Origin of the sequence: Qipengyuania algicida (assembly GCF_009828025.1) — a bacterium.
In the GTDB taxonomy this organism is placed as follows: Bacteria; Pseudomonadota; Alphaproteobacteria; order Sphingomonadales; family Sphingomonadaceae; genus Qipengyuania; species Qipengyuania algicida.
This window is the reverse complement of the sequence record NZ_WTYA01000011.1, coordinates 24,229-50,029: the sequence shown is the minus strand read 5'-3', so window position 1 is coordinate 50,029 and position 25,801 is coordinate 24,229. Positions and strand designations below refer to the sequence as shown.

Sequence of the window (25,801 nt, the reverse complement as noted above, 5' to 3'; positions counted from 1 at the left end):
CACCTACCCGCGCAATTGTTCGAGGCCGGCCGCCACGAAGGCGGGGTCGAATTCGATCACCTCGCTGCACGCGACCCCCGCGACGACGAAGGGATCGCTGTTCGCGAGCCTTTCCGCCTCATCCCGACTCGAAGCATTGGCGAAGATCATCCCGCCCTCGCGCGGGACCTTGCGCCCCCAGGCGAAGAAATACCCCGCTTCGTGCTGCGCCGCTAGCCATTCGCGATGCGCAGGTAGAAGCGCGTCGATTTCGTCGAGTGGAGCAAGGTAATGCAATGAAAAAACGAACATGCCTCGATCAGCCTCCGAGCTGTCCCTTGGTGCTTGGCACTGCGCCGCCTTTGCGCGGGTCGATTTCGACCGCCTGGCGCATTGCGCGGGCGAACCCCTTGTACAGTGCTTCGCAGATATGGTGGTTGTTCTGACCGTAGAGTAGCTCGCAATGCAGCGTCAGCCCGGCGGTCTGAGCGACCGAATGGAACCAGTGTTCGATCAGTTCGGTGTCCCACTCGCCCAGCTTTTCCTGCGTGAAGCCGGCCCGCCACACCAGATAGGGGCGGCCCGAAATATCAAGCGCCACACGCGCCAGCGTTTCATCCATCGGGGAATAGGCGGTGCCGTAACGCGCAATCCCGCCCTTGTCGCCGAGCGCCTGGGCGATCGCCTGCCCCAGTGTGAGAGCGCTGTCCTCTGTCGTATGATGCTGATCGACATGCAGATCGCCATCGACCGTCATCGTTACATCGATCAGCGAATGGCGCGAGAATTGTTCGACCATATGATCGAGGAAACCGATACCGGTGGAAACTCGGTACTGGCCCGTCCCGTCGAGATCGACCTCGACGACAATCGCCGTTTCCGCAGTTGTGCGCTCTATCCGTCCGCTTCGCATGGGTGCCGCGCTACAACCGCCAGGGTGAATTGCGCAAGCATTCTCGCTTGACCGCGCCGATTGAGCGGGCCACCTAGCGGCTCATGAGCGACACTACGCCTGATAGCCTGATACCTTATGACGCCATCGTGCAGGAGGCACTGCGCGCGGTGGTTGGCCGCGTCCTGCGCGAAATCGAGGAAACCGGCAGCGAACTGCCTGGCAACCACCATTTCTATATTACCTTCAAGACCCACGCTCCGGGCGTTTCCATCCCGCGCTCGCTGATCGAGCGGTTTCCGGACGAGATGACGATCGTGCTCCAGAACAAGTTCTGGGACCTGAAGGTGGAGGAAGACCATTTTAGCGTCGGGCTGAGCTTCAACCAGATTCCGGCCAATCTGTTCATTCCCTATGCAGCGATTACCCAGTTCGTCGATCCGGCGGTGGATTTCGGTCTCCAGTTCCAGGCGACCGTCGCGGACATGGAACCCACACCGACCGAAAATCCGGAAAACGACGAATCGGAACGCCACGATGCGCAAGGCGTTGAAAAGAACGAGGACGGCTCGAATGTCGTCACGGTCGATTTCGGCCGCAAGAAATAGGCGCTCAGCCCCCGATCTGCGCGCCTTGTCAGGGGGAGTAATGGCCAAGCACGTAACGAAATATGGCGCAAAAGCTGTAGACAAGCTGCGCAAGGTGACGCCGGCCCCTCGCAAGGAAGTGCCCGGCCCATCCGAAGATCCTGCGACCAATATCATGCTGGCGGACGTCACAATCCGCGCCGGTTCATACATTTTGCGCCGTTCGGTCGAAAAGGGTTTCCTGCGCGGACGCTATGGCCGTGACACCGCGCGGGCGATGATTCAGAACAAGTCCCTTGGTAAATCGCTGATGTCCTTCGCGCTCGCCAAGGTCGCGACCCGGAATTTGCCTGGCGCGATCATTATTGGCGGCGGGGCAATTGTTAAGACGCTCTATGATCGGCGCAAGGGCAAGCGCAAAGCGCGGCGCGACGGGGACAAGGCGCTGCTCGATCAGGCCAAAGGCGAGTAACACCCCTTGATTTGCGCCGCGGTTTTGCCGACAGGCGCACATGGCCATCATCTCCCACCCAGACACGCTGGCCCGGCGCGGCGTCATGTTTATCCTGTCCTCGCCCTCGGGCGCCGGTAAAACGACCATCTCTCGAATGCTGTTGGACGCCGATGACGAGCTCAAGCTGTCCGTTTCGGTCACGACCCGCCCGCCTCGCCCCGGCGAAGTGGAAGGGGTGCATTACCATTTCGTCGACGATGACGAGTTCGACAGGCTGGTAGAAGAGGACGACTTCTACGAATGGGCACCCGTTTTCGGCTATCGCTATGGCACGCCCAAAGGGCGTATCCGTGCCGCGCTCAAGGACGGGCAGGACTTCCTGTTCGATATCGACTGGCAGGGCACCCAGCAGCTTTACCAGAAAGATCAGCAGGACGTTGTGCGGGTATTCATCCTTCCGCCAAGCCTGCCGGAATTGCGCCGGAGGCTGGAAGCTCGCCAGACCGACAGCATCGAAGTGATCGAAAGCCGCATGGAGCGCGCGAGGGCAGAAATCAGCCACTGGGACGCCTACGACTATGTCGTCATCAACGACGATGTCGATGCGTGCTTCGCCAAGGTCCGCGAAATCCTTCAGGCCGAGCGCATGAAGCGCCAGCGCCAGACCGGCCTCATTCCCTTCGTACGCGAGTTGATGGGGTGACAACACAGCGAATAATGCTCCGGGAGAGCCGACCAAACCATTAGCCTTTGTGAGGGGGACCATCCGGCGTTCGCGCCGCATCACAAGGACAACACAACGTATGGTCGCCGAGACGCAAGAACGCGCAGCTTCAGCCCCCCGACAGTTCACACGCACATTGTCGGGGTTCGGGGTCATCATCCTCACGCTATCGGTACTGTCGCCGGGCGTCTCGGTCCTCGTCAGCGGCACTGCCATCGTGCAGGATGCAGGTACCGGCGTGGTGCTGGCCTTCCTGATCGGCAGCGTGGTGTGTTTTTGCCAGACATCGATGTCGGCCGAACTGGGCGCAGCCTATCCAACCGCCGGGTATGATTATGCCGCGATCGGCCATGCGATCGGCGACTGGGCCGGGGCGACCAGCTATATCGCCAGCATTTCGACGATCCCGCTGTTTCTCAACACGTCAGCCAAGGGGATTGCGATCTACCTTCAGCCTTTCGGTTTCCCGCTTAGCGCCAATGAAATCACACTGATCACGGTGGCGGTGGTCACGTCGCTGTCGATGCTCAACATTCGAGCCAACGAAAAGATCACCGGCGTATTCATGCTGATCGAATTTTCCGCGCTGTTCCTGATCGCCGGGATAGGCGCCTGGCATGCCCAGCCGGGCGCGTGGCACCTGATCCTGTCGCCGATGCACATGCACGGCGGGCTGTGGATCGCAGCCGGCATCGGTGTGGTCGGGATCGCCGTCAACAACGCCAGCTGGGCTTTGGCGGGCGCTTCGCAGGCGCTTTTGTTCAGCGAGGATATGAAGAACCCGCGCACCATCGGGCGGATCATCATGATCGCGTTGGCGCTGACGATCGTATCGGAAACCGCGCCGATCGTCGGGATCATCCTCGGCTCGCACAACCTCAAGGCAGTGCTGGCGAGCACGTCGCCTTTCGAGGTGTTCCTCGGAGCCTATCTTCCCAGCTTCGTGCTGCGGATGGTATCGCTTTCGATCGCGATCGCGATCTTCAACGCGTGCCTTGCCGGATTTGTCGGAATCGGGCGCAATGTGTTTGCGATGGGTCGCACCAAGCTGTTCGCCCCGCCGATCAACCACGCCTTGACCAGGCTGACCCGCAAGAGCGACGCGCCGTGGGTCGCACTGCTGTTCCTCGGGGTGACGACCGCCGCGGCAACCTGGCTGCCGATGTCGTTCGAGATCCTGCTGCTGTCGGGCGGGTATACGATTATGACATTCTTCTATGTCTGGGGCGTGTTCGCCGGGCGGCGCAGCGGGCGTACGGGCACGCATGACTACAAAAGCCCGCTGTTCCCGCTGATTCCCCTCATCGGGATAATCATCGTCATCGGCGAAATCGTGGTGCTGTGGCTCGACCCCGATACGGGACGCAAATCGCTGTTCGTGTGCGGCGGGATATGGCTCTTGTCCTATTGCTATTATCGCTGGGTACTGATGCGCCGCCCCGGTGGCTGGCAAATGACCGGACCGGCCGATATCGACGCGATGGCAACGACCAAATAGCCTCATCGTTAGATTTCAGGAACAATCGTCTGGGTTCACACGCTGTCCGTCCATGCCAGCCGAACATAGCAACGTATGAGTTCCTCAATATCGGGAACATTGGCTGGGTTGATCGTGGGCGTGCTGAATGCCACCGGCTATCTCGGCCTGCTCGGGCTGATGGCGGTGGAATCGGCTTGCATCCCGTTGCCATCAGAGATCATCCTGCCCTTCGCCGGCTTCCTCGTCGCGCAGGGCAAGATGAACCTGTTGATTGCCGCGACGGTTGGCGCATTGGGTTGCAATGTCGGCTCAGCCATAGCTTACGCCGTGGGAGAACACGGCGGGCGCAGTGCAATCGAAAGGTGGGGCCGCTACGTGCTGATCAACCGCCACGATATAGACAAGGCAGAACGGTTCTTTGAAAAATTCGGAACGGCGGCGGTGCTGATCGGACGGATGCTACCGGTGATCCGCACCTTCATCGCTTTGCCGGCCGGCATTGCCCGGATGCCCAAGCTGAAATTCCATCTCTACACATTCATCGGTTCATGGCCCTGGTGTCTGCTGCTGACATACATCGGCATGAAGCTGGGCGACCGATGGAACTCGGGCGGCCAACTTGCCACGATCTTCCACTATGCCGATTATGCAATCGCCATACTGCTAATCGGCATGATTGGCCGCTTCATTTATGTCAGGCGTCACGCCAAATCGTGACTCCAGCAAGCTGCGCGTTCAGCGTCCCGCCGCCGGGTCGGCGAAGTGGGTCGGAAGATGCGCGTTGACGATGCCACCGTCGACCGTCAGCGTTTCGCCGATGGTGTAATCGCCTGCGCGGCTCGCAAGATAGACTGCGCTGCCGCCCATGTCGTATTTGTCGCCGACGCGCTTGTTCGGAATGCCCTTGGCGCTTTCTTCTTCCATGTCGCGGGCGACCTTGTTCATGTTCGACGGGAAAGCACCCGGTGCGATTGCCGTGACATAGATCTGGTCCTTCACCAACCGCGCAGCCATCCGGCGGGTCAGGTGGATCAGCGCGGCCTTCGATGCCTGATAGCTGTAGGTTTCCCAGGGGTTGATCCTGAGACCGTCGACCGAGGCGATGTTGATCACCTTGCCAGGCCGCTCCGCGCTTGATGCCGCCTTGAGCAGGCCGTGCAGCTTTTGCGTCAGGAAGAAGGGCGACTTCACATTGAGGTCCATCACCTTGTCCCAGCCGGTCTCGGGAAAGTCCTCGAAATCCGCGCCCCATGCGGTGCCCGCATTGTTGACGAGAATGTCGAGCTTGCTTTCCTTTGCCGAGATCGCGGCCACCAGCTCATCGATGCCTTCCATCGTCGAGACATCGCCCTGGATCGGCACGACCTTCTCACCCAGTTCCTCGGCGGCCTCGTGCAGCTCCCCGCCCTTGCGGGCGGTTATGTAGACCCGCTCGATCCCAGCGGCGAGGAAGCCTTCGACGATCATGCGGCCGATACCACGGCTGCCACCGGTGACGAGCGCCACGCGCCCCTTGAGGCTGAAAAGGTCTTCGAGGGTCATCTGCTCTCTCCCACTCAATATCCGTTCAATTCGGCAACGCGCCCGGCGTGATAGTATTGATCGCCAAGGAATTCCTGCAAAGCGCGCTCGCGCTTCATGAAGAGGCCGATGTCATATTCGTCGGTCATCCCGATACCGCCGTGCATCTGCACCCCTTCGCGCACCGCGAGCCCGGCTACCTTTGCGACCTTGGCTTTGGCGACCGAGGCCATCAGATCGGCGCGTTCGCTCTCGGAGTCGAGCAATTGGGCCGCCTTGACCACCGCCGCACGGGCAATCTCGACTTCGGAATACAGATGCGCCGCCCGATGCTGGAGCGCCTGGAATTCGCCGATCAACTTGCCGAACTGCTTGCGCTGCTTGAGGTAATCGACGGTCATGTCCATGGCCCCGCGCGCAACACCCACGCCCTCTGCCGCAGCGCCCACACGCCCGGCCATCAGCATCGCGTTGAGGATCGTGCGCCCGCCGTCGACTTCGCCGATCACCGCATCGCCATCGAGCTCGACACCATCGAAACTGGTGTGCGTCGCCATCGAGCTGTCGACCAGTCGCACGGCTTCGTGGTTCATGCCGCTGGCGTCCTTCGGGACGGCGAACAGCGTTATCCCATCGGCATCGCTGTCGCTGCCGGAGGTGCGTGCAGCAACCACCAGCATGTCCGCACTGGCACCCTGGACGACAAAATCCTTGCGCCCGGAAAGACGGAAGCCATTTCCCGATTTCTCGGCCCTCGTGGCGATGCGTTCGGGCCGGTGCTTGCCGCCCTCGTCGATCGCGACCGCGAACACGCTATCGCCCGCGATAAGCCCCGGCAGCCAACGCCCGCGCAGGTCGTCGCTACCTTCGGTAAGCGCGCTCGCCGCCAGTACCGAGCTGGTAAGGAACGGCGACGGGGTGAGATTGCGACCGATTTCCTCGAGCACGATGCCTGCCTCGACATGGCCCATGCCCAGCCCGCCATCAGCCTCGGGCAAGAGGATGCCGGTAAAGCCCATCTCGGCCATCTGCTTCCACAGGCCATGGCCGAAACCGTCCTTGCAATTGCGGTCGCGCCAGTGGCGCAGCTGTTTGCCGATCGCACCTTCCTCGCCCATGAACTGGCTGGCGGTGTCGGCGAGCATCGCCTGATCGTCATCGTAATAGAGTGGCATGTCTCTCTCCATACCCGCGTGGGAACGGGTGATATTTCAATGTTATCAAGCGCCCGGCAGTTCGAGGATGCGCTTGGCGATCACGTTGAGCATGACCTCACTGGTGCCGCCTTCGATGCTGTTGGCCTTGGTTCGCAGCCAGTTGCGGGCGGTCTTGCCGCCGTCGGTCTCCTCGCTGTCCCATTCGAGCGCACGGCTGCCGCCCGCCGCCATCATCAGCTCGTGACGGCGCTTGTTGAGCTCAGTCCCGGCGTATTTCATCATGTTCGGTTGCGCCGGATGCGCCTTGCCGACCTTGACCTCGTCGAGGAATTTCTCGCCCATGCAGGCATAGGCCAGCGCATCGACGTCGAACTGGGCCAGCTCGGCTCGCAACACCGGGTCGAGTTCGCCGACGCTGCGCTTCATCGCCGCGCCGATCGCCGCGGTCCGTTCACCGCCATCTGCGCCGGAAATCATCTCGCGCTCGTGGCCGAGCAGATATTTGGCGACGTCCCAGCCGCGATTGACCTCGCCAACCTGCGCCGGGATGCCCTCGCCATAGCTCTTGGGCACCGACACATCGTCGAAGAAGGTCTCGCAGAATGGGCTGTTGCCGCTGATCAGCAGGATCGGCTTGGTCGAGACGCCCTGGCTCGCCATGTCGAACAGCATGAAGGTGATGCCGCGATATTTGTCCGCCTTGTCGGTGCGCACCAGGCAGAAAATCCAGTCCGCCTTGTCGGCATAGCTGGTCCAGATTTTCTGGCCGTTGACCACCCAGTGGTCACCCTTGTCTTCCCCGAAAGTCTGCAAGGACACGAGATCACTGCCCGAGCCAGGTTCGGAATAGCCCTGGCACCAGCGAATTTCGCCGCGCGCGATTTCATTGAGAAACCGCTGCTTCTGCTCCTCGGTGCCGAACTGGAGTAGCGCGGGGCCAAGCATCCAGATGCCGAAGCTGGAGAGCGGCGAACGCGCATTGATCCGGGCCATCTCCTCGCGCAGCACCTTGGCCTGCGGCGGGGTCAGCCCTGCGCCGCCATATTCCTTGGGCCAGGCAGGAACGGTGTAGCCCTTGTCGCGGCACGCCTCGAACCACGCCTTCTGCGCATCGTTCTTGAACGTGGCGTTGCGGCCACCCCAGAAAACATCATCGTCATCGCGCACCGGTTCGCGCATTTCGGGGGGGCAGTTCGCCTCCAGCCACGCACGGGTTTGCTCGCGGAATTGTTCCAGATCGCCATCGCTGTGAGACATGGCCGACTCCTCTCTCCAAAGGCTTGCTTGACGTTTACGGTAAGGCGATTCGCCTGCCCGCGGCAAGCGCCATTGTTGCGCGCCGCCATGCCGTAGCGTCAGGCGGATTGCGTTGACGCGCAGGTCAAGAGGCCTAAGCTAATCGCAAAGAAAAACCGTTTGAAGGATGCCCCTGCAAGTGCCCAACTCAGGCCGATTCACAGGCAAGACCGTCATTGTCACCGGCGCCGCTTCCGGCATCGGTGCTGCGTCGGCCAGGCTATTCGCCAGCGAGGGTGCGATTGTCTTTGCAGCCGATATCGATAGCGAGGGCGGCGCGGCGTTGGCCGCAAGCGATGCTGGCGACATTCGCTTCCAGCATTGCGATGTCACGAACACCGACTCGATCCGCTGCTTGATGGACCGCGCCGGCGAAGAAACGGGCGGCATCGACGTCGTGCTCAACAATGCGGGTGCGGGCGGCGCGCGCGCTTCTCTGGCTGACATCGAGCCGGACGAGTGGGACCGGACGATGGACCTGCTGCTGCGCTCGGTCGCATTCGGCATCCGCTACGCTGTCCACCATATGAAGGGGCGCAAGGGCGCGAGCATCGTCAATATCTCGAGCGTCGCGGCGGTTGGTCCCGGCTATTCGCCCAGCGCCTATGCCGTCGCAAAGGCCGGGGTGTTGCACCTGACGAAAGTCGCGGCGACCGATCTTGCTCAGTTCGGCATCCGGGTAAACGCGGTCCAGCCCGGCTTCATCAATACCAATATCTTCACCAGCTCGCTCGAAATGCCCGATCAGTTCAAGGATCAGGCCAAGGCTGCGATCGCCCAGATGTCGAGCCAGGCGCAGCCTGTTGCGCGCGGTGGTCAGCCCGAGGACATTGCCAATGCGGTCGCCTATCTGGCGAGCGAGGCGGCGGGTTTCGTGACCGGCGCATCGTTACTGGTCGATGGAGGGATCACGCTTGGTCCTCGCCATAGCTGGGATCCCGAGACGCCAGGGCTGTTCGCAACGCTGGAGGCGATGGAGCAGCAGGCGAAGGGCCAAGCGGGATGAGCCAGACCGAAGGCCCGCTTCCGCTGAAACTCAAACTGTTCCACGGATTCGGTGCGGTCGCCTTCGGCATCAAAGACAACGGTTTTTCCGTCTTTCTGCTGATCTATTACAATCAGGTCCTGGGCATGGATGCGGGGCTGGTCAGCGCCGCACTGGCGATGGCGCTGATCATCGATGCATTCGTCGATCCACTGCTCGGCAACCTGTCGGACCGGACCTACACCCGCTGGGGGCGGCGCCTGCCGTGGCTCTACGCCGCAGCGGTTCCGCTCGCCTTCGCGTGGGTCCTGTTGTGGTCCCCGCCGGGTGGCGGCACACCGAGTTTCTGGGAATTGCTGGGCCTCGCAGTTGTCGTGCGGATGCTATTGTCGGCGTGCGAGGTGCCATCAGTCTCGCTCGTGCCAGAACTCACACGCGATTATGACGAGCGCACCACGCTGTTCCGCTATCGCTATTTGTTCGGCTGGACCGGCGGGCTGCTGATGCTGTTCCTGGCCTACAACGTATTTCTGGCCGACGGCGGTATGCTGCACCGGCCCGGCTACATACGCTTTGGCATCGCCGGCGCAATCATGATGGTGATTTCGGTCGTCGTCTCGGCGATGGGCCAGCATTCCCGCGTTGCCCATCTGCCCGCGGAGCGCCCACCGCCATTCTCATTTCGAGTTGCCTTCGCCGAAATCCGTCAGGCTTTTTCCGAACGCGCCTTCCTGATCCTCGCGGCCGGGGCAGTTGCCGCTTATGCCAGCCAGGGCATGACCTTTGCTATTTCGAACTACCTTTACCTGTTCGTCTGGCGATTTTCGCAGGCATCGTTCTTCGTTTACACGCTGGTGCTGTTCGCCAGCATCGTGCTGGCGTTTGTGACCATCGGATCGCTCCACAAGCGTTTTGGCAAACCCCGTACCGCATGGATCTCCGCTCTGATCGCGGTCACGCTCTGGGTGATTCCCTACGCAGCGAGGCTGGCAAGAATCTGGCCGGAATCCGGATCTGTCGAATCGACTGGCCTGCTGTTCGCCTTCATCGTGCTGGGCAATTGCGCGGCAGTGATCGTGGCTATTTCCGCGTCCTCAATGGTAGCTGAGATCGTCGAAGCGTTCGAGCAGCGAACCGGGCGGAGGGCGGAGGGATCGTTCTATGCGGGCAACTGGTTCGCCCAGAAATGCGCAACCGGGCTCGGCATCTTCCTTACCGGCCAGATCGTGGCCTATTCCGGCATTCCCAAAGGCGCGGTTCCCGGTTCAGTTGGCGAAGGCGCGCTGGATTCGCTGACGATAATCTATTGTGCCCTCATCATTGTCCTAGGGATTTTCTCCGCCTTCTGGCTTGCGCGTTTTCCGATCACCCGCGAGGACCACGAGGCACGCCTCAGATCACTCGACGCTGCAGCGCGGAGCGACCCCGACGCCTCCGGCGTGGTACCCTGATACAAACCAAACGATTCGCAGAAGGACACCCACGATATGGATTTCGAGCCCACCGACAGGCAGCGTTACTGGCGCGACCGTGTGCATAATTTCATCGAAGCGCACATTCGCCCGGCGGTCGACACCTACAAGCAGCAGGATGCCGAAGGTGATCGCTGGAAGGTCATCCAGGTGGTCGAGGATCTGAAGGCCAAGGCGAAGGCGGACGGCATCTGGAACCTGTTCATGCCGCCGCGCAACGACAGCCACCACCACGTAGACGAGACCTTCGAATTCGAAGGACCGGGCCTCACCAACCTTGAATACGCGCTATGCGCCGAGGAAATGGGCCGCATTGGCTTCGCCTCGGAAGTGTTCAACTGCTCCGCACCCGATACCGGCAACATGGAAGTGTTCTTCCGCTATGGCACGCGCGAACAGAAGGACGAGTGGCTTACTCCTCTGATGAACGGCGAGATCCGTTCCGCCTTCCTGATGACCGAGCCTTTCACCGCATCCTCGGACGCGACGAATATCGAAACCCGGATCGAGCGCGACGGCGACGAGTACGTCATCAACGGGCGCAAATGGTGGTCTTCCGGACTTGGCGATCCGCGCTGCAAGGTCGCAATCGTGATGGGCAAGACCGACTTTTCCGCCGGGCGTCACGCGCAGCAATCGATGGTGTTGATGCCGATTGACACCCCCGGGGTGAACATCATCCGGCACCTGCCGGTGTTCGGCTATGACGATGCGCCGCACGGCCATATGGAGGTCGAACTCAAGGACGTGCGTGTGCCCGTCACCAACATGCTGCTGGGCGAAGGGCGCGGGTTCGAGATCGCGCAGGGCCGCCTTGGACCGGGCCGCATTCACCACTGTATGCGCACCATCGGCGTTGCCGAGGAAGCGCTGGCCAAGATGTGCCGCCGCCTTCAGGAACGCGAAGCATTTGGCAAGCCGATCTACAAGCATTCGGTGTGGGAAGAACGCGTCGCGCGTGCGCGGATCGATATCGACATGACCCGGCTGCTGTGCCTGAAAGCTGCGGACATGATGGACAAGGTCGGCAACAAGAACGCCAAGCAGGAAATCGCCATGATCAAGGTTCAGGCACCGAACATGGCGCTCAAGATCATCGACGATGCGATTCAGGCCCACGGCGGCGGCGGTGTGTCGAACGATTATGGCCTTGCCAACGCCTATGCGCATCAGCGCACGCTGAGACTGGCGGACGGGCCGGACGAGGTCCATGCCCGCTCAATCGCGCGGATGGAATTTGCCAAGCACGCTCCCAACCAAGGGCCGACTGCCAACGCATTGCGTGACGGCAAGGCGCCTTATAATTCGAACGACAATCTGAGCGCTGGCGACATGGGAGCGACGCGCTGATGGCGAAGGCTGCAATCCTCGAAAAGCCCGGTGAAGGGCTGGTGATCGGCGAGGTCGAACTCGCCGATCCGCTGCTGCATGAAGTGCTGATCGATACCAAGGCATGCGGCTTGTGCCATTCGGACCTGCATTTCATCGACGGCACCTATCCCCATGCCCTGCCCGCCATCCCCGGCCATGAAGCCGCCGGAGTGGTTCGCGCGGTCGGCAGCGAGGTTAAGACGGTCAAGCCGGGCGATCACGTCGTCAGCTGCCTCAGCGCGTTTTGCGGCCATTGCGAATTCTGCGTCACGGGCCGGATGGCGCTTTGCATGGGGGCCGACACGCGCCGCAGCCGGGGCCAGCCCCCGCGCATCGCCCGCGCCGGTGGCGATCCGGTCGCGCAGATGCTCAATCTGTCGGCGTTCAGCGAACAGATGCTGATCCACGAACACGCCTGCGTCGCGATCGACAAGGATATGCCGCTCGACCGCGCCGCCGTGATCGGTTGCGCGGTGACCACCGGAGCCGGTGCAATCTTCAATGCCTGTTCCGTCGTGCCGGGAGAAACGGTGGCGGTGATCGGTTGCGGCGGTGTCGGACTGGCCGCAATCAACGCCGCCAAGATCGCCGGTGCGGGCAAAGTGATCGCAGTCGATCCGATCCCGGAAAAGCGCAAGCTGGCCGAGGTTCTGGGCGCAACCCACAGTTTCGACGCCATGGCCGAGGATGTGGTCGATCAGATCGTCGCGCTGACTGGCGGCGGGGTGCATCACGCGATCGAAGCGGTCGGACGTCAGGCGTCGGCCGACCTTGCCGTCAAACTGTTGCGCCGCGGAGGCACCGCCACGATTCTCGGCATGATGCCGCTCGACTGCAAGGTGGGGCTTGGTGCGATGGACCTGCTGTCGGGCAAGAAATTGCAAGGCGCGATCATGGGGATGAACCACTTCCCCGTCGATCTTCCCCGTCTGGTCGACTTCTACATGCGCGGACTGCTCGATCTCGATACGATCATTGCCGAAAGAATCAGCCTCGACCAGGTGAATGAGGGTTTCGACAAGATGCGTGCAGGTCACTCGGCGCGCAGTGTGATTGTATTCGACTGATGACCGAAGATCCCAAACAGATCGACTTCGACAAGGAAATGGTCGGCACCATCGCGGTGCCCGAACGTGACCAGCTCGACCTTGAGCGCCTGAACCAGTGGTTCCAGGCGAATGTCGAAGGCTTTGCAGGTCCGATTTCCTATTCGAAGTTCAAGGGCGGTCAATCGAATCCGACTTATCGCATCGACACGCCAGGGCGCAGCTATGTGCTGCGACGCCAGCCTTTCGGCAAGCTGCTGCCCAGCGCCCATGCGGTCGATCGCGAATATGCCGCCATGCATGCGCTGGGGCCGACAGGCTTTCCGGTGCCCAAGACCTACGGGCTATGCGAAGATGCCGAGGTGCTCGGCTCCAAGTTCTTCGTCATGGGTCTCGCCGACGGACGCTCGCTGTGGAACGGCGCGCTGCCCGGTATTACGAAAGCTGATCGGCGCGAAATCTACAATTCGATGGTCGATACCATGGCCGATCTCCACACCAGGAATCCGGTGGAAATCGGGCTCGGCGAGTATGGCAAACCGACTGATTATTGCGCGCGTCAGATCGCCCGCTGGACCAAGCAGTACAAGCTATCGGAAACCGAGCACATGCCGCAGATGGAGCGGCTGATCGAATGGCTGCCCGAAACGATCCCGCCACAGCATGAATCGAGCGTGGTGCATGGCGACTACCGGCTCGACAATTTGATCTTCGAAAAGGACGCTAATCGCGTCCTGGCGGTGCTCGACTGGGAACTGTCGACGCTGGGCGATCCGATTGCCGATTTCAGCTATCTCATGCTCAACTGGCACAACCCCGCCGATGGGCGAGCCGGGCTGCTCGGGCTCGATCTGGCGGAGCTTGGCATTCCAACCCAGGACGAGGCCGTCGAACGCTATGTTGCGCGCACTGGCTATCCGGTCCCGCCGATGGACTGGTATTTCGCCTACAACCTCTTCCGGCTCGCTGGCATTATGCAGGGAATCAAGAAACGCGTGATCGACGGCACCGCCTCATCCGCCCATGCGAAGCAAATGAGTGAGCGGGTCGGCCCATTGGTCGAACGCGCTTATGAATTTGCGCTAGCGGCGGGAATGCCGACTTAACGGTCAGAAATTGGCATTCCACCTGAAGGCGACGCCCTTGTCGGTTCGCAGGGTCGCGTAATTACCGGGATTGTGACGGACGAACAGGCTGGCACTGCCAAAACCGCCCCACAGCGGTCCGCGCCACGCCAGTTCGCCGTCGATCTCCCGTCCAGAAGGCGCAAGCGACAGCGTTTCGATGCCATATTCCGCTGCTTCGGAGGCGTAGGAGTAGCTAATCGGGAGCCACAGGTTGAGGCCGCCCGAATCCACCCGCAATGGCTGCGAAATCCTGAAACCGAAGCTGTCTCCGAACGCGAACACCGAGCTGCTGGACAAATCCATACTCCAGGCGCTGGTGCGCAGGGTCGATCCGCTTGACACCGCCCCACCCGCCCTTGCCCGGGTAAATCCTTGCCGGACAGCCCCGGTCAGCTTCCATCCTCCGGCAATCGGCAAGCCTGCCGATCCATCGAGGAACACCGTGTCGGCACCGTGACCGCCAAATTGCGGTGCGAGATATGCCCCGAGAACGGTTGAATCTTCCTGCAGCCAGTTCATTCCGACGCTGGTCGCAAGCGGCCCGATCTGGCGATCCGCCGACAAGCCCACGCGGCGCGTGGCCAGAGTACGGTTGCGGCCAAGCGCAAACTCGGTCGGATCGAGTGTTCGGTCCAGCCAGGCATCGCCGGTTTCGGCACTGACCGTAATGCCTGTCAATCCGACCATACTGCGGATCGCGAGCGAGGAATCGACCGACTGCGCAAAACCGCTGCTCTGATCCGCTGTCGACGCGATCATGAACGCGGGCCTTTGCGCGCCTTGCAATTGCTCGACCAGCCCGCTCGCGCTTTGCCGCGTCGCAAACGCCAGTTGCGTGCGGGGTGAAATCCGTGCCGCGACATAAGCGGCCAGCACACGCGCACGGCTCGCATCCTCACCGGACAAGCGAAGCTGGCCGGTCCACTGGCCATCGTTCAGCGTGTCTGAATCGGACACGGTGAAGGCCAGAGTGAGATTGGCAGTCCCCGCCGACATCGCGCGCCCGGCCTGCACAAGATTGGGGGTCAGTTTCGGCTTGAGCGTTGCGGATCTGGCTCCCGCCCCGAAATCCACCTGATAGGCGCGTTTGTAGCCATCAAGGATAATCGCCGGGACACTGTGATAACCGGCCAGAGCATCGCCCATGGCGGGCGATCCAACGACGCTGGTCGAACCGATCTGCACTGCGCTGGTACTGCCCGCAAGCGTGGTTGTGCCCATCGGCTGCATGGCCGCCGCAATGTCGAGCAACCCTCGCCCATAGGTCGCATCCGTGCCAGTTGCCCCAAGATCCTGGGCGCTCTTCAACAGGATATTGACGATCTGCTGGCCGGTCAGATTGGGGAACGCCTGCGCGAGCAAGGCGACCGCACCGGCGACCTGCGGGGCGGCAAAACTGGTTCCGGAAAACACTAGATTGAACGAACCCGAAGCATCGTGCCCGACATAGATCTGCCCGTTGTCGTAGACGCAGCAGACATCCTCGCCGCGCGCATCCAGATACCAGTCGGCCTGAGTGCCGGCACGTTGGGTAAAAGTCGATATCACGTTATTGGCATCGACCGAACCGACGATAATCACATTATTGCCGCCTGCCTGACGAACGGCGCTGGCGAAGGCATCCGGCTGATTTGGGTCGGTCGTGGTGTCGCTGCCATCGCCGCCATTGCCAGACGCGACGATCACCACAACGCCCGCGGCGGACGCACGCACGACAGCATCGGTTACGACTGAACCCGCGCCATTACCGCCAAGACTCAGATTAATGACCTTCGCGCCGGCGGCGACGGCCTTGTCTATTCCCCTGGCGATATTGCTATCAGAAAACGTGCAAGTGTCTTTGGTCGTGGTGTCACCGGGCGACGTCACTGTGCAACTGCCCGGTGTATCAGTACGCAGAACCAGCAGGCTGGCATCGAAGGCAATACCCATGATGCCCGAGTTGTTACGTGCCGCCGCGGCAACCAGGGCGACATTTGTGCCGTGATCGTCGGTCGCCTGGATCGAGCGAGTTCCGGCGACATCCTGCGAGGCCGCCAGTATGCGTCCGGCAAATTCGGGGCTGGTGGTATCGATGCCGGTGTCGATGATCGCGATCGTACTGCCCTTGCCGGTAACTCCGGCGTTCCAAGCAACAATGGCGTTGTGCTGGGCCGGGCCATCGGATCTTCGATATTCAGCGGTGTCAAACTGGCTAGGCCCCGGAGCAGGCGTTGGTGCGGGGGCGGGCGCCGGAGTTGGCGCGGGAGCCGGTGCAGGAGGAGGCGTGCTGTTGATAGGCGTACCGCCACCACCGCCGCAAGCCGCGAGCAAAATCAGTCCGGACAGGCATGTGCCGGTCCGGATCGGTACGCGAACTCGCAACAATACCGTGGTCAATGCGCCTTCCGTCACCCATAACCCCCAAGGCGGCCAGGCGGCGCTGTAACCGCTCAAGGCTGCTCGATAATTAACGCAAATCAACGCCCAGCGTGCTTGCCCTACTATGTCCCGGGCCTTAACGGCATTCGCGTATCGACGCGAGAGGGATATACGCATGACCGACACTCTGGCAGCCGCTATCGAACGAGCATGGGACGATCGTGCTCGCGCGGCGCCGAAGTCCAAGCAACTCAAGGGTCAGGTAGCCGAAGCGCTTGAGATGCTCGATTCAGGCGCTGCTCGAGTTGCTGAACCGGATGGTTCGGGCGGATGGCAGGTGAACCAGTGGCTCAAGAAAGCAGTGCTGCTGTCGTTCGGGCTTGAGGAAAATCGCCTGATGGAAGGTGGCAGTGCAGGCAATCCCGCGTTCGATAAGGTACCGAGCAAGTTTGCCGGATGGGACGATGAACGTTTTCGCGCTGCGGGCTTTCGTGTCGTCCCCGGGGCTATTGTGAGAGCTGGCGCCTATATCGCGCCCGGCTGCGTGCTGATGCCAAGCTTCGTCAATATCGGTGCCTACGTCGGCGAAGGCACGATGGTCGATACCTGGGCCTCGATCGGCTCTTGCGCGCAGATCGGCAAGGGGTGCCACATCTCTGCCGGGGCCGGAATTGGCGGCGTGCTCGAACCGATGCAGGCCAATCCGACGATCATCGGTGACAATTGCTTCATTGGCGCACGTTCGGAAATCGTCGAAGGTGTCACAGTCGGCGAAGGTTCGGTCGTCGCCATGGGCGTGTTCATTACCCGTTCGACCAAAATTGTTGACCGGGCCAGCGGAACGATCAGCTACGGTGCGATCCCGCCCTATTCGGTGGTTGTGCCAGGCACGCTCCCGGCACAGGATGGCGGCCCGTCGTTGGCCTGCGCGGTGATCGTCAAGACCGTCGATGCGCAAACGCGAGAGAAGACAGCGATCAACGATTTGCTCCGTCTGTAATATCGTTGCGATTGCCGGAGGAACATCCATAATGCCTCCACGTTGATCACGACCGAGGAGCTTTGTCATGCATACCGAAGGCGAAACAACCCACGTAAATGAGACCGAGGCGAGCGGTGGATCAAAGGAAGGCGTAGTCCGATGGGTTCTTGGAATTGGGCTCTTGCTGGCAATCGTGCTCCTTTCGATCATCTGGATCAGCGGTTCTGCCTCGAAGAATGGTGCGGTGGGCGATGAGAGCGTCAGCGACAAAATGCAGGTCGAGCAATCGGAGAACGAAGCAGCCGACGTGCTGATCACACCGACACCCAGCTCGGGCGATCAGGTAACCCATCAGGATGGGCTTACCGTGATGAAGAACGACGCTACTCCCGATGGGCAATAGTTCCGCTAGCGACGCAAACAGTTTTCGCTCGGGGCAATATGTGACCTGGAAATGGGGCAACGGCAAAGCTTGCGGCAAGATCTCCGACCGCTTCGAGCGTGATGTCACACGTACACTCGATGGGAGTGAGATCACGCGCCATGGTGACCAGGGCAATCCTGCTTATCTGATCCGTCAGGATGAAGGTTCCGAAGTTTTGAAACTGGGCAGCGAACTGGCGGCAAGCAATCGATGAAAGCTCATTCGAAAGCGCAGCAACATGCCGCAGGAGCGGCACTTTCGGCAAAGCGCGGCGACACCAAAGTCGGCGACCTGCAAGGAGCATCGAAGGAAATGTACCATTCGATGAGCGAAATCGAACTCGAAGAACTGGCGTCGACCAATACGAAAAATTTGCCAGATCGCGCCAATGAGGACTGAAGCGGCGCTCGCCCGGGCGTCTGGTGGAGGTTAACGGACATCAGGCGTAAGTCAGCCGGACCCCGCAATAGCTCTCTAACGATTTTAGCTGACTGGCGGAATAAGCGGTGCATCCGAGAGGTCGGATGCACCGCAATATCCAGTTAGCTGAGGTGCTTGGAAACCGCAGCGGTCATCTTGAACATCGAGATCTGGCTGTTGCCGATCACCGCCCCGAGCTTGGCGTCGGGATTGATCATACGCTTGTCCTTGCTGTCCTGAAGGTTGTGGGCCTTAATGTATTCCCACACCTTCGAGGTGACCTGAGCGCGCGTCATCGGGCCCTTGCCCACGACAGCCTCCAGATCCGGTGAAAGCGTAACCGGTTTTTGCAGAGCATTGTTCTTGCCAGCCATGAGTATGTCCTTTCCTGTCAGGCGTGCTAAAAAATATCGAATTTACAAAAAATTGAATTCAGTCTTCCTCATCCCATTCCGATTCTTCTTGTTCCCCTTCGAACTGCGCAGTCAGCACAGCGCATGCCGTCACATGACCTCGCATTGCCGCAAACACGTCCGCCGCTTTCGCACCCGGCATCTGGATCAAAGGCAGGTCAAGCGCAAATAGCTGGAATATGTAATGATGTTTCTCCCCGATGGGCGGTTCGGGCAAAAGCCATTCCGAATTGCCGCGACTGTTCTTGCCGGTGCGCGGCGGCACCTCACCTTCGAGCAGCTTGCCTTTCTGGGCCGCCAATCCCCACACCAGCCAGTGCAACACCGGCTCACCACCCTGCGGGCCGATGCTTTCGACAACCAGCACCAGTTCCTGCGAACCCGGTGGCGGCGCGCTCCACTCGAGCGGCGGGGCTACAGCGTCCTCTTCGTAGGCGGTGAAACAAGGGTCCAGCTCGCCACCTGCCGAAAATGCCGGACTGGAGAGCGTGAAACCCGATTTACCCAGCAATTTTTCATCACCCAGGGAATCTGCCGCAAGCCCCCGCGTTCCAGCGGGGACCCCGGCGGCGTTCACAAGCCAATCTGCAACCACTTCACTCACTATACGCCTATCCTTGTCATAAACTGCATTTGCGCCTCCAGGCGGCACCGCACCATGGGCAGAACCGCGATTTACACCGTTTTTACCTAGGGAAGGTCACGACAGCTTTCAAATCGCCTCGATTCCCGGCAAGTATCGTTTCAAATCAGACGGCGTTCATTTGGCAAGGTACAGATATGCCGAGTGGCAGGCAGACCGTTTGTGGATCAGGGGAGCACACGTCATGTCGTTGGGTCGGAGCATTATGTCGTCGGTTTTGGCGCTTTCGCTGGTAGCGTGCGGGGGCGGCGGCACAAGCAGCGGAGCATCTTCGAGCACGGGAGGCACAAGCGGCGGAGGTATTTCACCGACGGATTGTTCCTTCTCCGCGCGCGAACAATGGGTCCGCGATACGATAAACGAATGGTATCTTTTCCCCGACAAGTTGAACCTCAACGCCGATCCGGCCAGCTTCACGAATCTGCAGGATTACATAAATGCGCTGGTGGCACCCTCGGTTACGCCTCCCGACGGAACGGGGACCGGCCCGTTGCGCCACGGCGGCCTCACCTACATTACGTCGATTGCCGAAGAAAACGCACTGATCCAGAACGGATCGAATGCCGGTTTCGGCATCAGGCTATCCTATAACACTGCATCGAACAGAGTGTTCGTGGTCGAAGCGTTCGAAAGTGCTCCCGCTTATGCTGCTGGTATCGATCGCGGCACCGAACTGCTGGCAATCGATGGGACATCCGTTTCCTCGCTGATGTCCTCAGGAGGGCCTTACGCGGTCATAGATGCACTCGGCCCCAATAACACGGGAGTATCGCGTTCACTGACCTTTGCCGATCCTGACGGGGCCCAGCACACCGCGACAATCGCCAAGGCCGACTATTCGCTCGACCCGATCTCCAATCGCTATGGCGTTAAGATACTCGACGATGGGGTGGAGAAGGTCGGGTATATCAACCTGCGCACCTTTATTATCGAAGATGCGGAAAATCAGCTGCGGACAGCATTCCAGCAGTTCCAGTCCGCCGGAATAACGAAGGTCATCCTCGATCTACGCTACAACGGCGGCGGCCTTGTTTCGGTGGCGGAAGTGCTTGGCGACCTGATGGCCAAGGACAAGGTTGGGCAGGTTTTCAGCACAACCCAATTCCGCTCGTCCCAATCGACAAACGATACAACTGACTACTTCGTTGCGGAACCCAACGCGATCGCCGCGACGAAGATTGCTGTTATCGGAACCGGCGGCACCGCCTCGGCGAGCGAACTCGTTGCCAATGCCTTCATCCCTTACCTTAAGGACAACATCGCGCTGATCGGATCGAATACCTTCGGCAAGCCCGTTGGACAAAGCGCATTCGACCGCTCGGCCTGCGACGACCGCTTGCGGGTCATCGCGTTCCGCACGGTCAATGCCGATGGCAATGGGGATTATTACGGCGGGTTGGCATCGGTCATGCCAGCAACATGCAGCGCTTCCGACGACTATTTGAAGCCTCTCGGGGATCCGACCGAAGCGTCGATCAAGACCGCTCTGGATTATCTCGCCGGTCGCAGCTGCACTCCGATCACCGGCACTTCAGGCCAGACCGCGCAATCCGTTCAGCCGCGCGATAATCTGCTACGCTCGCACAGCGGCAGCAGCCTCGATCACGACAGTCCCGGGATCTACTAGGGCTTATCCGATCCGCTGAATGGCTGGCTGTCAGTCCACGCGCATCCGTCACGTCGCTCGTTTCCGATCTGGAGCGTTGCGACGTACGGATAGCGGCGATCACTCATCCCTTCGACACAAGTTCCGGGCGTAATCGCCAGATCGAAGTTCTTGCCCGCGAAGCTTCCACTGAAGCCCAATCCATTGTTACCGGCAAACCGCTCCACCGCGATGGGCGCTCCCGCCGGATCGTCTGGCGTCGTATAGCGCAGGGTGGTGCCGGCAAGCTGACCGCCCCAGAAGGGCTCGGTTCCGATGAGGTGGATCGTATCAGCCGCCGAGATTGCGCCAAACGTTCCGCCCGGCCCGGATCCGCTCGCCTGTTCCTTTGCCTGGCAGGCGCCCAGACCCAAGGCAAGCGAGACGACTGTCAGGCCGAGCATTTTTTTGGACCGACGCCGAGAGTCGCGAACATGTGGCTTTGGCAACATGACGTATGCCCTGAACTTTGACGGCGAATCCGTCAACGCTGGCCCACCGAACCGCGGCCATCGGGGAACATCCGCACGGGCCTTTACGTTCAAACATCGAGACCCGAAACCATGAGGAGCAAATCAGATGAATCTGAGTCCCGTATTTCTGGGGACTTGTCTGGCGTGTGCCTTGGGAGGGGCAATCGCAGGAACATCGCTCGGTTCAACCCCGGTTCTCGCTCGTGCTGACACAGACACCATGCAACCCTCCGGCAGTCCGGCGATTGACCAATCTGTCGCCGTTTCGCAATCAACCCAGCTAAGCCCGGATCACTATCCGCTGGTCACTCCCAGAGGCACGGTCGCGGTTGTCGACCTGTCCGAAAGAGGCCTGTATAGCCAGACACGTTACCGTGACAGCGACGCCTATGTCGCCACAGCGTTGGCCGCCGGTCAAATTGATGCCGGTAATCACCAGCAGCCGGTGATGGCGCGAGCTGTGAATCAAGTCGCTCCTAAGACGTCGTCCTCATCTCTCGCAACCAATGCGTCAACACGGTCTTTGAATCTCGCCCAAGGACCCGGCCAAATAAATGATCCAGCGGCAACCCCTGCGCGCGCGGGGGCCAAATCAGAATCAGCTATCGGCCATGCCCGCATCATCAATGTAAGTGATGCAATCCAACAAAACCGCAAACAATTGGAACCAGTCAACTTGGCAAACCGTTGACGAGACATACGGCTTCAAGCCGCTCCCAAGTTGAAAGGACTAAAGCATGCTCTTGACCATCGCCATTATTCTTGCCGTACTATGGGCTCTGGGCTTCCTCGCGTTCCATGTCGCTGGCGGGCTTATCCATATTCTGCTGGTGCTCGCAGTGATTGCACTGATCGTGCACTTCGTGCGGGGTCGCGGCGCTACTCTCTAACCTTCGCAGAGACGTAAAATAAATGAGCGCGGTCGACGCATCGACCGCGCTCTTTTTTCATGGAACCTCACCGCACAGACCAAGGAAGCCTAACGCCGGTCGTGATCACGGTCCCGACCGCCATGATGCCGTCCATCACGATCTCCGCCATCCCTGCGCCACCGATCGCCGCGATCACGGTAGTCGTCCCGATCCCGGTAGTAGCCGGGATTACGGTAATAGCCACGATTGCCGTAGTATGCACGGTTTCCTTCATACCAGTGACCGCCCCGGTAATACTGCCGATAGTAATACACATGATACGGATATGGCCGGAACGTCCAGCTACCACCTACGTACACCCAGGGCCTGTACCATCCCGGTGCAGCATAATCGTAATCCGAGGGATAGTAATACGTGGGCGCGTCGCGACGCACGACGTAGCCTGGCGGGCAGCCGGGACTGGTCGAATAAGAACTGCTCGCGCCGACCGCAGCGCCGCCGATGGCACCGACCGCAGCGCCGGCCAACGTCGATCCACCTCGATCGTGACGACCGCCAAGGCTCGACCCTACGATCGCCCCGAGTAGGCCCCCGACGACCGCGCCAGCCGCAGTATTGTCACGCGAGCGCACACAATACCGTCTTGACCATGCTTCGGTCTGACGGGCGAAGGCGGCGTCGCGCGCCGTCCAGTCACCATAGGCACCCGCTTCAAAGCCCGGCGGCGGCGGCGGTAGTTCACTGCCGTCGTAATCAGGCGGCGGCGGATATGCGTCGGCATAGGGCGGCGCTGTATCGTAATCGCCATAGTAAGGTGGCGGAGGATCATACGCCTGGGCGGAAGCTGCCGATGAGGCGATCGGACCTGCCGCCGTGGCGGCGATGGCTAGAACCAGACGGTTGGCTTTGAATGAGGGTGACATGCTGTCTACTTTCCAGGAAAGTTCGGTTGCGACATGCTGAAGTTCCCCGATTAACCGCTCGATTACCCGAACGCTCCCTGAACGAATCGCATTGGCGCGTTTTTCGGCAGCTCACAGGGACGTACAAATCGCGCAAAATCTCTGTTTTCGCTGTTCGAAAAGACAGGGGCCGGAGGTCGCTCGCGACGTCCGGCCCCTGTCTCATTCACTTAAAGCGCGTCAGCGACAGGTAACGTTCTTCGAGTCGATTGCAGAGCCTGCGGCAGCGCCGCCTGCTGCACCGAGGATCGTACCCAGCGTCTTCGACCCACCAGGGGCGATAATGTTACCCAGGATACCACCGGCAACGCCGCCGATGATCAGCCCGGTGGTGCCGTCCGAACGGCGGCAATAATATCTACCATCCTGGCCCCGATAGATCCGGTCGGACCGCTTCAGCTTGTAAGCGCGGTAACGTGGATCCTCGCGATAGTAGTTATTGGCATAGTAGCCATTGTAGCGCGGGTCCGGATTGTTGTAATTATACTGGCCATACTGGTTGTGATAGCTGGAATCGTAATATCCGTAAGGATCGTTGCCGTATCCGGTGGTGGCACAGCCGCCCAAGGCAGTCACGGCTGTAGCGGCGGCAAGGGCCGCAAGCATCGGTTTCATTGCATTATCTCCCTCTCAGAGCGCGTATGGCGCCGTGATGGTTGCTTCCCACCAAGTCACCAAACAATGAGCGAGAGGCAGATTTTGTTCCGCATGACCGTACGATCATCGCGGCTCAATCGTATTTGCGGATGTCCTCGCTCAGAACCGCCACGGTGATCCCGAACTTGCGCACTTTCATGACATTATAGGCTCTGTCGCGTCCGTTCGACATAGTCAGCCACTGCTCGGTCGGAAAGCCGCCCTTCATCGTGAAGGAGAGATGCAACCGGTTGCCCTCCACCTCGCCTGTCACCGGCCCTTCGGCATCGGTGAGTGTGCCCGTATAGTGGTTCGGTCCGTCCTTGCGGATCACCCATTCACGCTTGCGCTGCGGCTTGTCGCCTTCGCGGATCGTCTGTGTGAGATGAAGGGCGCCGTCCTCCACTTTGCCGAAGCTGAACACCTGCGTCCGCTGGGAGCCGGAGAACACCTTGGACAATCTCCCTTCCCCCTCGGAACGACCATCGAAGAATGCAAACACATCGAAGGTCGGTTCGGACGCGGGTGCGATAGGGGTGGCGGCGATGCGCGGCGTGTGCGCGCAGCCCGCCAAGGCGAGGGGCAAAAGCAAAGCGAGGCGTTTCATCGTCATCCCAGCGGTTCGGCCCACGCAAAGGTTCCCTGCGCGCTTTCGGACAGTTTGCGCTGGCTCAGGCTCCGCTAGCCTGCATTTCCCCTACGCGCGCCGCTTCGGCAGCACGCTCTTCAGCCTTTTCGCGTTCCACCCGCTCGCGCGTGGCGGCAACGCTTTTCGCTTGCGCTGCGAGCGCATGCCAGGTCTTGGCGGCGCGTTCGGCACGCTCGCGCACATTGTGGAGCGTTGCTTCCTCTGCCGCAGCTTCAGATTCGCGCGCCCGCTCGGAATAAAATTCATAGCTCTGGCTCATCGTCGTTCTCCTGAATGCGGCTGCTGGATTGTTTGGGGAAGCAAAAGCGTGCCGCCCACGCCCGCTTGGAGCATGGGCGGCGCACCGGATTTTAGTCCGCGTTGGACAGGTTGATCGCGCTTTCCTTGCCATTACGGCCGACTTCGACGTCGTAGTTGAGGCGCTGTTCCTTATCGAGCGTCGTCATCCCGGCGGCCTGAACCGCGGAGATGTGGACGAAGCTGTCAGACGAACCGTCGTCGGGCTGGATGAAGCCATAGCCCTTGTCGCCATTGAAGAATTTTACGGTGCCAGTCTTGGCCATGATGTGTTCCTTTCGAGAACGTCTTTGTGCCCGGACACGCAGGATCGCGTGCCGGGAGTGCGTAAGGTCGTCCGAAGAAAGGAAGTCGTCGTCTGGTTTACGCCGGGGCCAGCAAAGGCAAACGGCGGTCGTCAAATCTCGAAGTCCGTCGCAAATTTCGACGTCAGCAAGTGCGGTATAACACGCATTCGCTGGATCACCTAATCGGCCGGGCCCGCTTACAGCGCCTTGTCGGGCCGCTGGTCGTGGCCGTGGCGGCTTTCCTTGCCGAAAAACCGCTCCAGCCGCTGGGCGAGAGTGTGCGCAGCCTTGCGCGCCGCATCGTCGACCTTGCTGGCGTGCTCGGTGACGCCAATCGGCCGTCCACCGCGCGGGCGCGCCTCGATCATGCAGGCCTTGTCATCGGCGCCATGCTTGGGTCCGTTCTCGTCGCGAACATGAATCTCCAGCCGCGTCAGCCGCTCCTCGAACCGCGCCAGCTTGGTGCGCACCGCCGCCTCGATCCGCTCGGCGACGTTCTCGGTGCCCATGACCGATGAGTCGGAATTGAACTGGACCTGCATGGAAATCTCTCCTTTTTTACTGCTGTGTCATCAACGCACGAGATGGGCATTCGGCCCTGTGATTTCGATCGAAAACGTCACTTTTGGTGGAACAGATGGAACAC

Annotated in this window: 32 protein-coding genes; 17 read left to right on the top strand and 15 right to left on the bottom strand. The window is 60.6% G+C overall.

Going from position 1 to position 25,801, the window contains the following annotated elements; genetic code table 11:
* Window positions 1–3: 3 nt before the first annotated feature.
* Complete coding sequence (locus GRI58_RS13295; protein ID WP_160754090.1) at window positions 4–291, bottom strand: YciI family protein; 288 nt, start codon at window positions 289–291, stop codon at window positions 4–6.
* A 7-nt stretch (window positions 292–298) separates the two neighbouring features.
* Window positions 299–892, bottom strand: coding sequence for an imidazoleglycerol-phosphate dehydratase HisB (hisB, locus tag GRI58_RS13290; RefSeq protein WP_160754089.1), 594 nt, complete (start codon window positions 890–892; stop codon window positions 299–301).
* Between the two features lie 83 nt (window positions 893–975).
* Between hisB and GRI58_RS13285 the strand changes: the two genes are divergently transcribed.
* The 5 genes from GRI58_RS13285 to GRI58_RS13265 all read left to right on the top strand — a co-directional run bounded on the left by GRI58_RS13285 (window position 976) and on the right by GRI58_RS13265 (window position 4,833).
* Entirely contained in the window at window positions 976–1,479 is a 504-nt protein-coding gene (locus GRI58_RS13285) for an SspB family protein (RefSeq protein WP_160754088.1), read from the top strand.
* A gap of 40 nt (window positions 1,480–1,519) precedes the next feature.
* Window positions 1,520–1,930 (top strand): hypothetical protein, encoded by a 411-nt coding sequence (locus GRI58_RS13280; protein WP_160754087.1) that lies wholly within the window; start codon window positions 1,520–1,522, stop codon window positions 1,928–1,930.
* A gap of 40 nt (window positions 1,931–1,970) precedes the next feature.
* The gene (gene gmk, locus GRI58_RS13275; protein WP_160754086.1) at window positions 1,971–2,615 is read left to right on the top strand and encodes a guanylate kinase; all 645 of its coding nucleotides are present in this window, start codon (window positions 1,971–1,973) and stop codon (window positions 2,613–2,615) included.
* 100 nt (window positions 2,616–2,715) lie between these two features.
* Window positions 2,716–4,134 (top strand): APC family permease, encoded by a 1,419-nt coding sequence (locus GRI58_RS13270; protein WP_160754085.1) that lies wholly within the window; start codon window positions 2,716–2,718, stop codon window positions 4,132–4,134.
* A 75-nt stretch (window positions 4,135–4,209) separates the two neighbouring features.
* Window positions 4,210–4,833 carry a DedA family protein gene (locus GRI58_RS13265; RefSeq protein ID WP_160754084.1) on the top strand — a complete coding sequence of 208 codons (624 nt, stop codon included), beginning with the start codon at window positions 4,210–4,212 and terminating at the stop codon, window positions 4,831–4,833.
* Window positions 4,834–4,851: 18 nt separating this feature from the next.
* Here GRI58_RS13265 and GRI58_RS13260 read toward each other — a convergent pair whose 3' ends face one another.
* The 3 genes from GRI58_RS13260 to GRI58_RS13250 are packed head-to-tail and all read right to left on the bottom strand — an operon-like array spanning window position 4,852 to window position 8,051.
* Entirely contained in the window at window positions 4,852–5,658 is an 807-nt protein-coding gene (locus tag GRI58_RS13260; protein ID WP_160754083.1) for an SDR family oxidoreductase, read from the bottom strand.
* A 14-nt stretch (window positions 5,659–5,672) separates the two neighbouring features.
* Entirely contained in the window at window positions 5,673–6,812 is a 1,140-nt protein-coding gene (locus GRI58_RS13255; RefSeq protein ID WP_160754131.1) for an acyl-CoA dehydrogenase family protein, read from the bottom strand.
* 45 nt (window positions 6,813–6,857) lie between these two features.
* Window positions 6,858–8,051: an acyl-CoA dehydrogenase family protein gene (locus GRI58_RS13250; protein ID WP_160754082.1), complete on the bottom strand. Its 1,194-nt coding sequence runs from the start codon at window positions 8,049–8,051 to the stop codon at window positions 6,858–6,860.
* Between the two features lie 178 nt (window positions 8,052–8,229).
* Between GRI58_RS13250 and GRI58_RS13245 the strand changes: the two genes are divergently transcribed.
* The 5 genes from GRI58_RS13245 to GRI58_RS13225 are packed head-to-tail and all read left to right on the top strand — an operon-like array spanning window position 8,230 to window position 14,070.
* Complete coding sequence (locus GRI58_RS13245; RefSeq protein ID WP_337190987.1) at window positions 8,230–9,096, top strand: SDR family NAD(P)-dependent oxidoreductase; 867 nt, start codon at window positions 8,230–8,232, stop codon at window positions 9,094–9,096.
* Window positions 9,093–10,526 (top strand): MFS transporter, encoded by a 1,434-nt coding sequence (locus GRI58_RS13240; RefSeq protein ID WP_160754080.1) that lies wholly within the window; start codon window positions 9,093–9,095, stop codon window positions 10,524–10,526. Before GRI58_RS13245 ends, GRI58_RS13240 begins: the two co-directional genes overlap by 4 nt.
* A 36-nt stretch (window positions 10,527–10,562) precedes the next feature.
* Window positions 10,563–11,897 (top strand): acyl-CoA dehydrogenase family protein, encoded by a 1,335-nt coding sequence (locus tag GRI58_RS13235; RefSeq protein WP_160754079.1) that lies wholly within the window; start codon window positions 10,563–10,565, stop codon window positions 11,895–11,897.
* Window positions 11,897–12,985, top strand: coding sequence for a Zn-dependent alcohol dehydrogenase (locus GRI58_RS13230; RefSeq protein WP_160754078.1), 1,089 nt, complete (start codon window positions 11,897–11,899; stop codon window positions 12,983–12,985). Before GRI58_RS13235 ends, GRI58_RS13230 begins: the two co-directional genes overlap by 1 nt.
* Window positions 12,985–14,070: a phosphotransferase family protein gene (locus GRI58_RS13225; RefSeq protein ID WP_160754077.1), complete on the top strand. Its 1,086-nt coding sequence runs from the start codon at window positions 12,985–12,987 to the stop codon at window positions 14,068–14,070. The genes GRI58_RS13230 and GRI58_RS13225 overlap by 1 nt, the downstream gene beginning before the upstream one ends.
* A 3-nt stretch (window positions 14,071–14,073) precedes the next feature.
* Here the strand turns inward: GRI58_RS13225 and GRI58_RS13220 are convergent, their stop codons facing one another.
* A complete protein-coding gene (locus GRI58_RS13220; RefSeq protein WP_237452311.1) occupies window positions 14,074–16,527 on the bottom strand; it encodes a S8 family peptidase in 2,454 nt (817 codons plus the stop codon).
* A 100-nt stretch (window positions 16,528–16,627) separates the two neighbouring features.
* Here GRI58_RS13220 and dapD point away from each other — a divergent pair, with 100 nt between their 5' ends.
* From dapD to GRI58_RS13205, 4 genes are all read left to right on the top strand, one after another.
* Window positions 16,628–17,452 (top strand): 2,3,4,5-tetrahydropyridine-2,6-dicarboxylate N-succinyltransferase, encoded by an 825-nt coding sequence (gene dapD / locus GRI58_RS13215; RefSeq protein WP_160754076.1) that lies wholly within the window; start codon window positions 16,628–16,630, stop codon window positions 17,450–17,452.
* Window positions 17,453–17,519: 67 nt separating this feature from the next.
* Window positions 17,520–17,837, top strand: a complete 318-nt coding sequence (locus tag GRI58_RS15455) for a hypothetical protein (RefSeq protein WP_202386974.1) — start codon at window positions 17,520–17,522, stop codon at window positions 17,835–17,837.
* A complete protein-coding gene (locus GRI58_RS13210) occupies window positions 17,827–18,072 on the top strand; it encodes a hypervirulence associated TUDOR domain-containing protein (RefSeq protein ID WP_160754075.1) in 246 nt (81 codons plus the stop codon). The genes GRI58_RS15455 and GRI58_RS13210 overlap by 11 nt, the downstream gene beginning before the upstream one ends.
* Window positions 18,069–18,257, top strand: coding sequence for a DUF3008 family protein (locus GRI58_RS13205; protein WP_160754074.1), 189 nt, complete (start codon window positions 18,069–18,071; stop codon window positions 18,255–18,257). The genes GRI58_RS13210 and GRI58_RS13205 overlap by 4 nt, the downstream gene beginning before the upstream one ends.
* 143 nt (window positions 18,258–18,400) lie before the next feature.
* Here GRI58_RS13205 and GRI58_RS13200 read toward each other — a convergent pair whose 3' ends face one another.
* Window positions 18,401–18,652: an SWIB/MDM2 domain-containing protein gene (locus GRI58_RS13200; protein WP_160754073.1), complete on the bottom strand. Its 252-nt coding sequence runs from the start codon at window positions 18,650–18,652 to the stop codon at window positions 18,401–18,403.
* Between the two features lie 58 nt (window positions 18,653–18,710).
* Window positions 18,711–19,295, bottom strand: a complete 585-nt coding sequence (locus tag GRI58_RS13195) for a YbhB/YbcL family Raf kinase inhibitor-like protein (protein ID WP_337190986.1) — start codon at window positions 19,293–19,295, stop codon at window positions 18,711–18,713.
* A 223-nt stretch (window positions 19,296–19,518) separates the two neighbouring features.
* Between GRI58_RS13195 and GRI58_RS13190 the strand changes: the two genes are divergently transcribed.
* The gene (locus GRI58_RS13190; protein ID WP_160754072.1) at window positions 19,519–20,961 is read left to right on the top strand and encodes a S41 family peptidase; all 1,443 of its coding nucleotides are present in this window, start codon (window positions 19,519–19,521) and stop codon (window positions 20,959–20,961) included.
* On the opposite strand, the gene GRI58_RS13185 is transcribed toward GRI58_RS13190, so the two are convergent.
* Entirely contained in the window at window positions 20,958–21,383 is a 426-nt protein-coding gene (locus GRI58_RS13185; RefSeq protein ID WP_160754128.1) for a COG3650 family protein, read from the bottom strand. The two genes, GRI58_RS13190 and GRI58_RS13185, sit on opposite strands and share 4 nt — an antisense overlap.
* 175 nt (window positions 21,384–21,558) lie before the next feature.
* Between GRI58_RS13185 and GRI58_RS13180 the strand changes: the two genes are divergently transcribed.
* Window positions 21,559–22,143 (top strand): hypothetical protein, encoded by a 585-nt coding sequence (locus GRI58_RS13180; protein WP_160754071.1) that lies wholly within the window; start codon window positions 21,559–21,561, stop codon window positions 22,141–22,143.
* Between the two features lie 46 nt (window positions 22,144–22,189).
* Window positions 22,190–22,342, top strand: coding sequence for a lmo0937 family membrane protein (locus GRI58_RS13175; protein WP_160754070.1), 153 nt, complete (start codon window positions 22,190–22,192; stop codon window positions 22,340–22,342).
* Window positions 22,343–22,431: 89 nt separating this feature from the next.
* On the opposite strand, the gene GRI58_RS13170 is transcribed toward GRI58_RS13175, so the two are convergent.
* From GRI58_RS13170 to GRI58_RS13145, 6 genes are all read right to left on the bottom strand, one after another.
* Entirely contained in the window at window positions 22,432–23,247 is an 816-nt protein-coding gene (locus GRI58_RS13170; RefSeq protein ID WP_160754069.1) for a glycine zipper 2TM domain-containing protein, read from the bottom strand.
* A gap of 219 nt (window positions 23,248–23,466) precedes the next feature.
* Window positions 23,467–23,901 carry a glycine zipper 2TM domain-containing protein gene (locus tag GRI58_RS13165; RefSeq protein WP_160754068.1) on the bottom strand — a complete coding sequence of 145 codons (435 nt, stop codon included), beginning with the start codon at window positions 23,899–23,901 and terminating at the stop codon, window positions 23,467–23,469.
* A 115-nt stretch (window positions 23,902–24,016) separates the two neighbouring features.
* Window positions 24,017–24,535 carry a DUF3833 family protein gene (locus GRI58_RS13160; protein ID WP_160754067.1) on the bottom strand — a complete coding sequence of 173 codons (519 nt, stop codon included), beginning with the start codon at window positions 24,533–24,535 and terminating at the stop codon, window positions 24,017–24,019.
* Between the two features lie 58 nt (window positions 24,536–24,593).
* Complete coding sequence (locus GRI58_RS13155; protein WP_160754066.1) at window positions 24,594–24,830, bottom strand: hypothetical protein; 237 nt, start codon at window positions 24,828–24,830, stop codon at window positions 24,594–24,596.
* Between the two features lie 91 nt (window positions 24,831–24,921).
* On the bottom strand, window positions 24,922–25,134 hold the full coding sequence (locus GRI58_RS13150; RefSeq protein WP_160754065.1) for a cold-shock protein: 213 nt from the start codon (window positions 25,132–25,134) through the stop codon (window positions 24,922–24,924).
* A 218-nt stretch (window positions 25,135–25,352) separates the two neighbouring features.
* Complete coding sequence (locus tag GRI58_RS13145) at window positions 25,353–25,697, bottom strand: HPF/RaiA family ribosome-associated protein (RefSeq protein ID WP_160754064.1); 345 nt, start codon at window positions 25,695–25,697, stop codon at window positions 25,353–25,355.
* Window positions 25,698–25,801: the final 104 nt, after the last annotated feature.

What these genes read in the sequence shown, in the direction of transcription:
- GRI58_RS13295 (WP_160754090.1), bottom strand. Translation starts at nt 291, where the DNA reads ATGTTCGTTTTTTCATTGCATTACCTTGCTCCACTCGACGAAATCGAC.
- hisB (WP_160754089.1), bottom strand. Translation starts at nt 892, where the DNA reads ATGCGAAGCGGACGGATAGAGCGCACAACTGCGGAAACGGCGATTGTC.
- GRI58_RS13285 (WP_160754088.1), top strand. Translation starts at nt 976, where the DNA reads ATGAGCGACACTACGCCTGATAGCCTGATACCTTATGACGCCATCGTG.
- GRI58_RS13280 (WP_160754087.1), top strand. Translation starts at nt 1,520, where the DNA reads ATGGCCAAGCACGTAACGAAATATGGCGCAAAAGCTGTAGACAAGCTG.
- gmk (WP_160754086.1), top strand. Translation starts at nt 1,971, where the DNA reads ATGGCCATCATCTCCCACCCAGACACGCTGGCCCGGCGCGGCGTCATG.
- GRI58_RS13270 (WP_160754085.1), top strand. Translation starts at nt 2,716, where the DNA reads ATGGTCGCCGAGACGCAAGAACGCGCAGCTTCAGCCCCCCGACAGTTC.
- GRI58_RS13265 (WP_160754084.1), top strand. Translation starts at nt 4,210, where the DNA reads ATGAGTTCCTCAATATCGGGAACATTGGCTGGGTTGATCGTGGGCGTG.
- GRI58_RS13260 (WP_160754083.1), bottom strand. Translation starts at nt 5,658, where the DNA reads ATGACCCTCGAAGACCTTTTCAGCCTCAAGGGGCGCGTGGCGCTCGTC.
- GRI58_RS13255 (WP_160754131.1), bottom strand. Translation starts at nt 6,812, where the DNA reads ATGCCACTCTATTACGATGACGATCAGGCGATGCTCGCCGACACCGCC.
- GRI58_RS13250 (WP_160754082.1), bottom strand. Translation starts at nt 8,051, where the DNA reads ATGTCTCACAGCGATGGCGATCTGGAACAATTCCGCGAGCAAACCCGT.
- GRI58_RS13240 (WP_160754080.1), top strand. Translation starts at nt 9,093, where the DNA reads ATGAGCCAGACCGAAGGCCCGCTTCCGCTGAAACTCAAACTGTTCCAC.
- GRI58_RS13235 (WP_160754079.1), top strand. Translation starts at nt 10,563, where the DNA reads ATGGATTTCGAGCCCACCGACAGGCAGCGTTACTGGCGCGACCGTGTG.
- GRI58_RS13230 (WP_160754078.1), top strand. Translation starts at nt 11,897, where the DNA reads ATGGCGAAGGCTGCAATCCTCGAAAAGCCCGGTGAAGGGCTGGTGATC.
- GRI58_RS13225 (WP_160754077.1), top strand. Translation starts at nt 12,985, where the DNA reads ATGACCGAAGATCCCAAACAGATCGACTTCGACAAGGAAATGGTCGGC.
- dapD (WP_160754076.1), top strand. Translation starts at nt 16,628, where the DNA reads ATGACCGACACTCTGGCAGCCGCTATCGAACGAGCATGGGACGATCGT.
- GRI58_RS15455 (WP_202386974.1), top strand. Translation starts at nt 17,520, where the DNA reads ATGCATACCGAAGGCGAAACAACCCACGTAAATGAGACCGAGGCGAGC.
- GRI58_RS13210 (WP_160754075.1), top strand. Translation starts at nt 17,827, where the DNA reads ATGGGCAATAGTTCCGCTAGCGACGCAAACAGTTTTCGCTCGGGGCAA.
- GRI58_RS13205 (WP_160754074.1), top strand. Translation starts at nt 18,069, where the DNA reads ATGAAAGCTCATTCGAAAGCGCAGCAACATGCCGCAGGAGCGGCACTT.
- GRI58_RS13200 (WP_160754073.1), bottom strand. Translation starts at nt 18,652, where the DNA reads ATGGCTGGCAAGAACAATGCTCTGCAAAAACCGGTTACGCTTTCACCG.
- GRI58_RS13190 (WP_160754072.1), top strand. Translation starts at nt 19,519, where the DNA reads ATGTCGTTGGGTCGGAGCATTATGTCGTCGGTTTTGGCGCTTTCGCTG.
- GRI58_RS13185 (WP_160754128.1), bottom strand. Translation starts at nt 21,383, where the DNA reads ATGCTCGGCCTGACAGTCGTCTCGCTTGCCTTGGGTCTGGGCGCCTGC.
- GRI58_RS13180 (WP_160754071.1), top strand. Translation starts at nt 21,559, where the DNA reads ATGAATCTGAGTCCCGTATTTCTGGGGACTTGTCTGGCGTGTGCCTTG.
- GRI58_RS13175 (WP_160754070.1), top strand. Translation starts at nt 22,190, where the DNA reads ATGCTCTTGACCATCGCCATTATTCTTGCCGTACTATGGGCTCTGGGC.
- GRI58_RS13170 (WP_160754069.1), bottom strand. Translation starts at nt 23,247, where the DNA reads ATGTCACCCTCATTCAAAGCCAACCGTCTGGTTCTAGCCATCGCCGCC.
- GRI58_RS13165 (WP_160754068.1), bottom strand. Translation starts at nt 23,901, where the DNA reads ATGAAACCGATGCTTGCGGCCCTTGCCGCCGCTACAGCCGTGACTGCC.
- GRI58_RS13160 (WP_160754067.1), bottom strand. Translation starts at nt 24,535, where the DNA reads ATGACGATGAAACGCCTCGCTTTGCTTTTGCCCCTCGCCTTGGCGGGC.
- GRI58_RS13155 (WP_160754066.1), bottom strand. Translation starts at nt 24,830, where the DNA reads ATGAGCCAGAGCTATGAATTTTATTCCGAGCGGGCGCGCGAATCTGAA.
- GRI58_RS13150 (WP_160754065.1), bottom strand. Translation starts at nt 25,134, where the DNA reads ATGGCCAAGACTGGCACCGTAAAATTCTTCAATGGCGACAAGGGCTAT.
- GRI58_RS13145 (WP_160754064.1), bottom strand. Translation starts at nt 25,697, where the DNA reads ATGCAGGTCCAGTTCAATTCCGACTCATCGGTCATGGGCACCGAGAAC.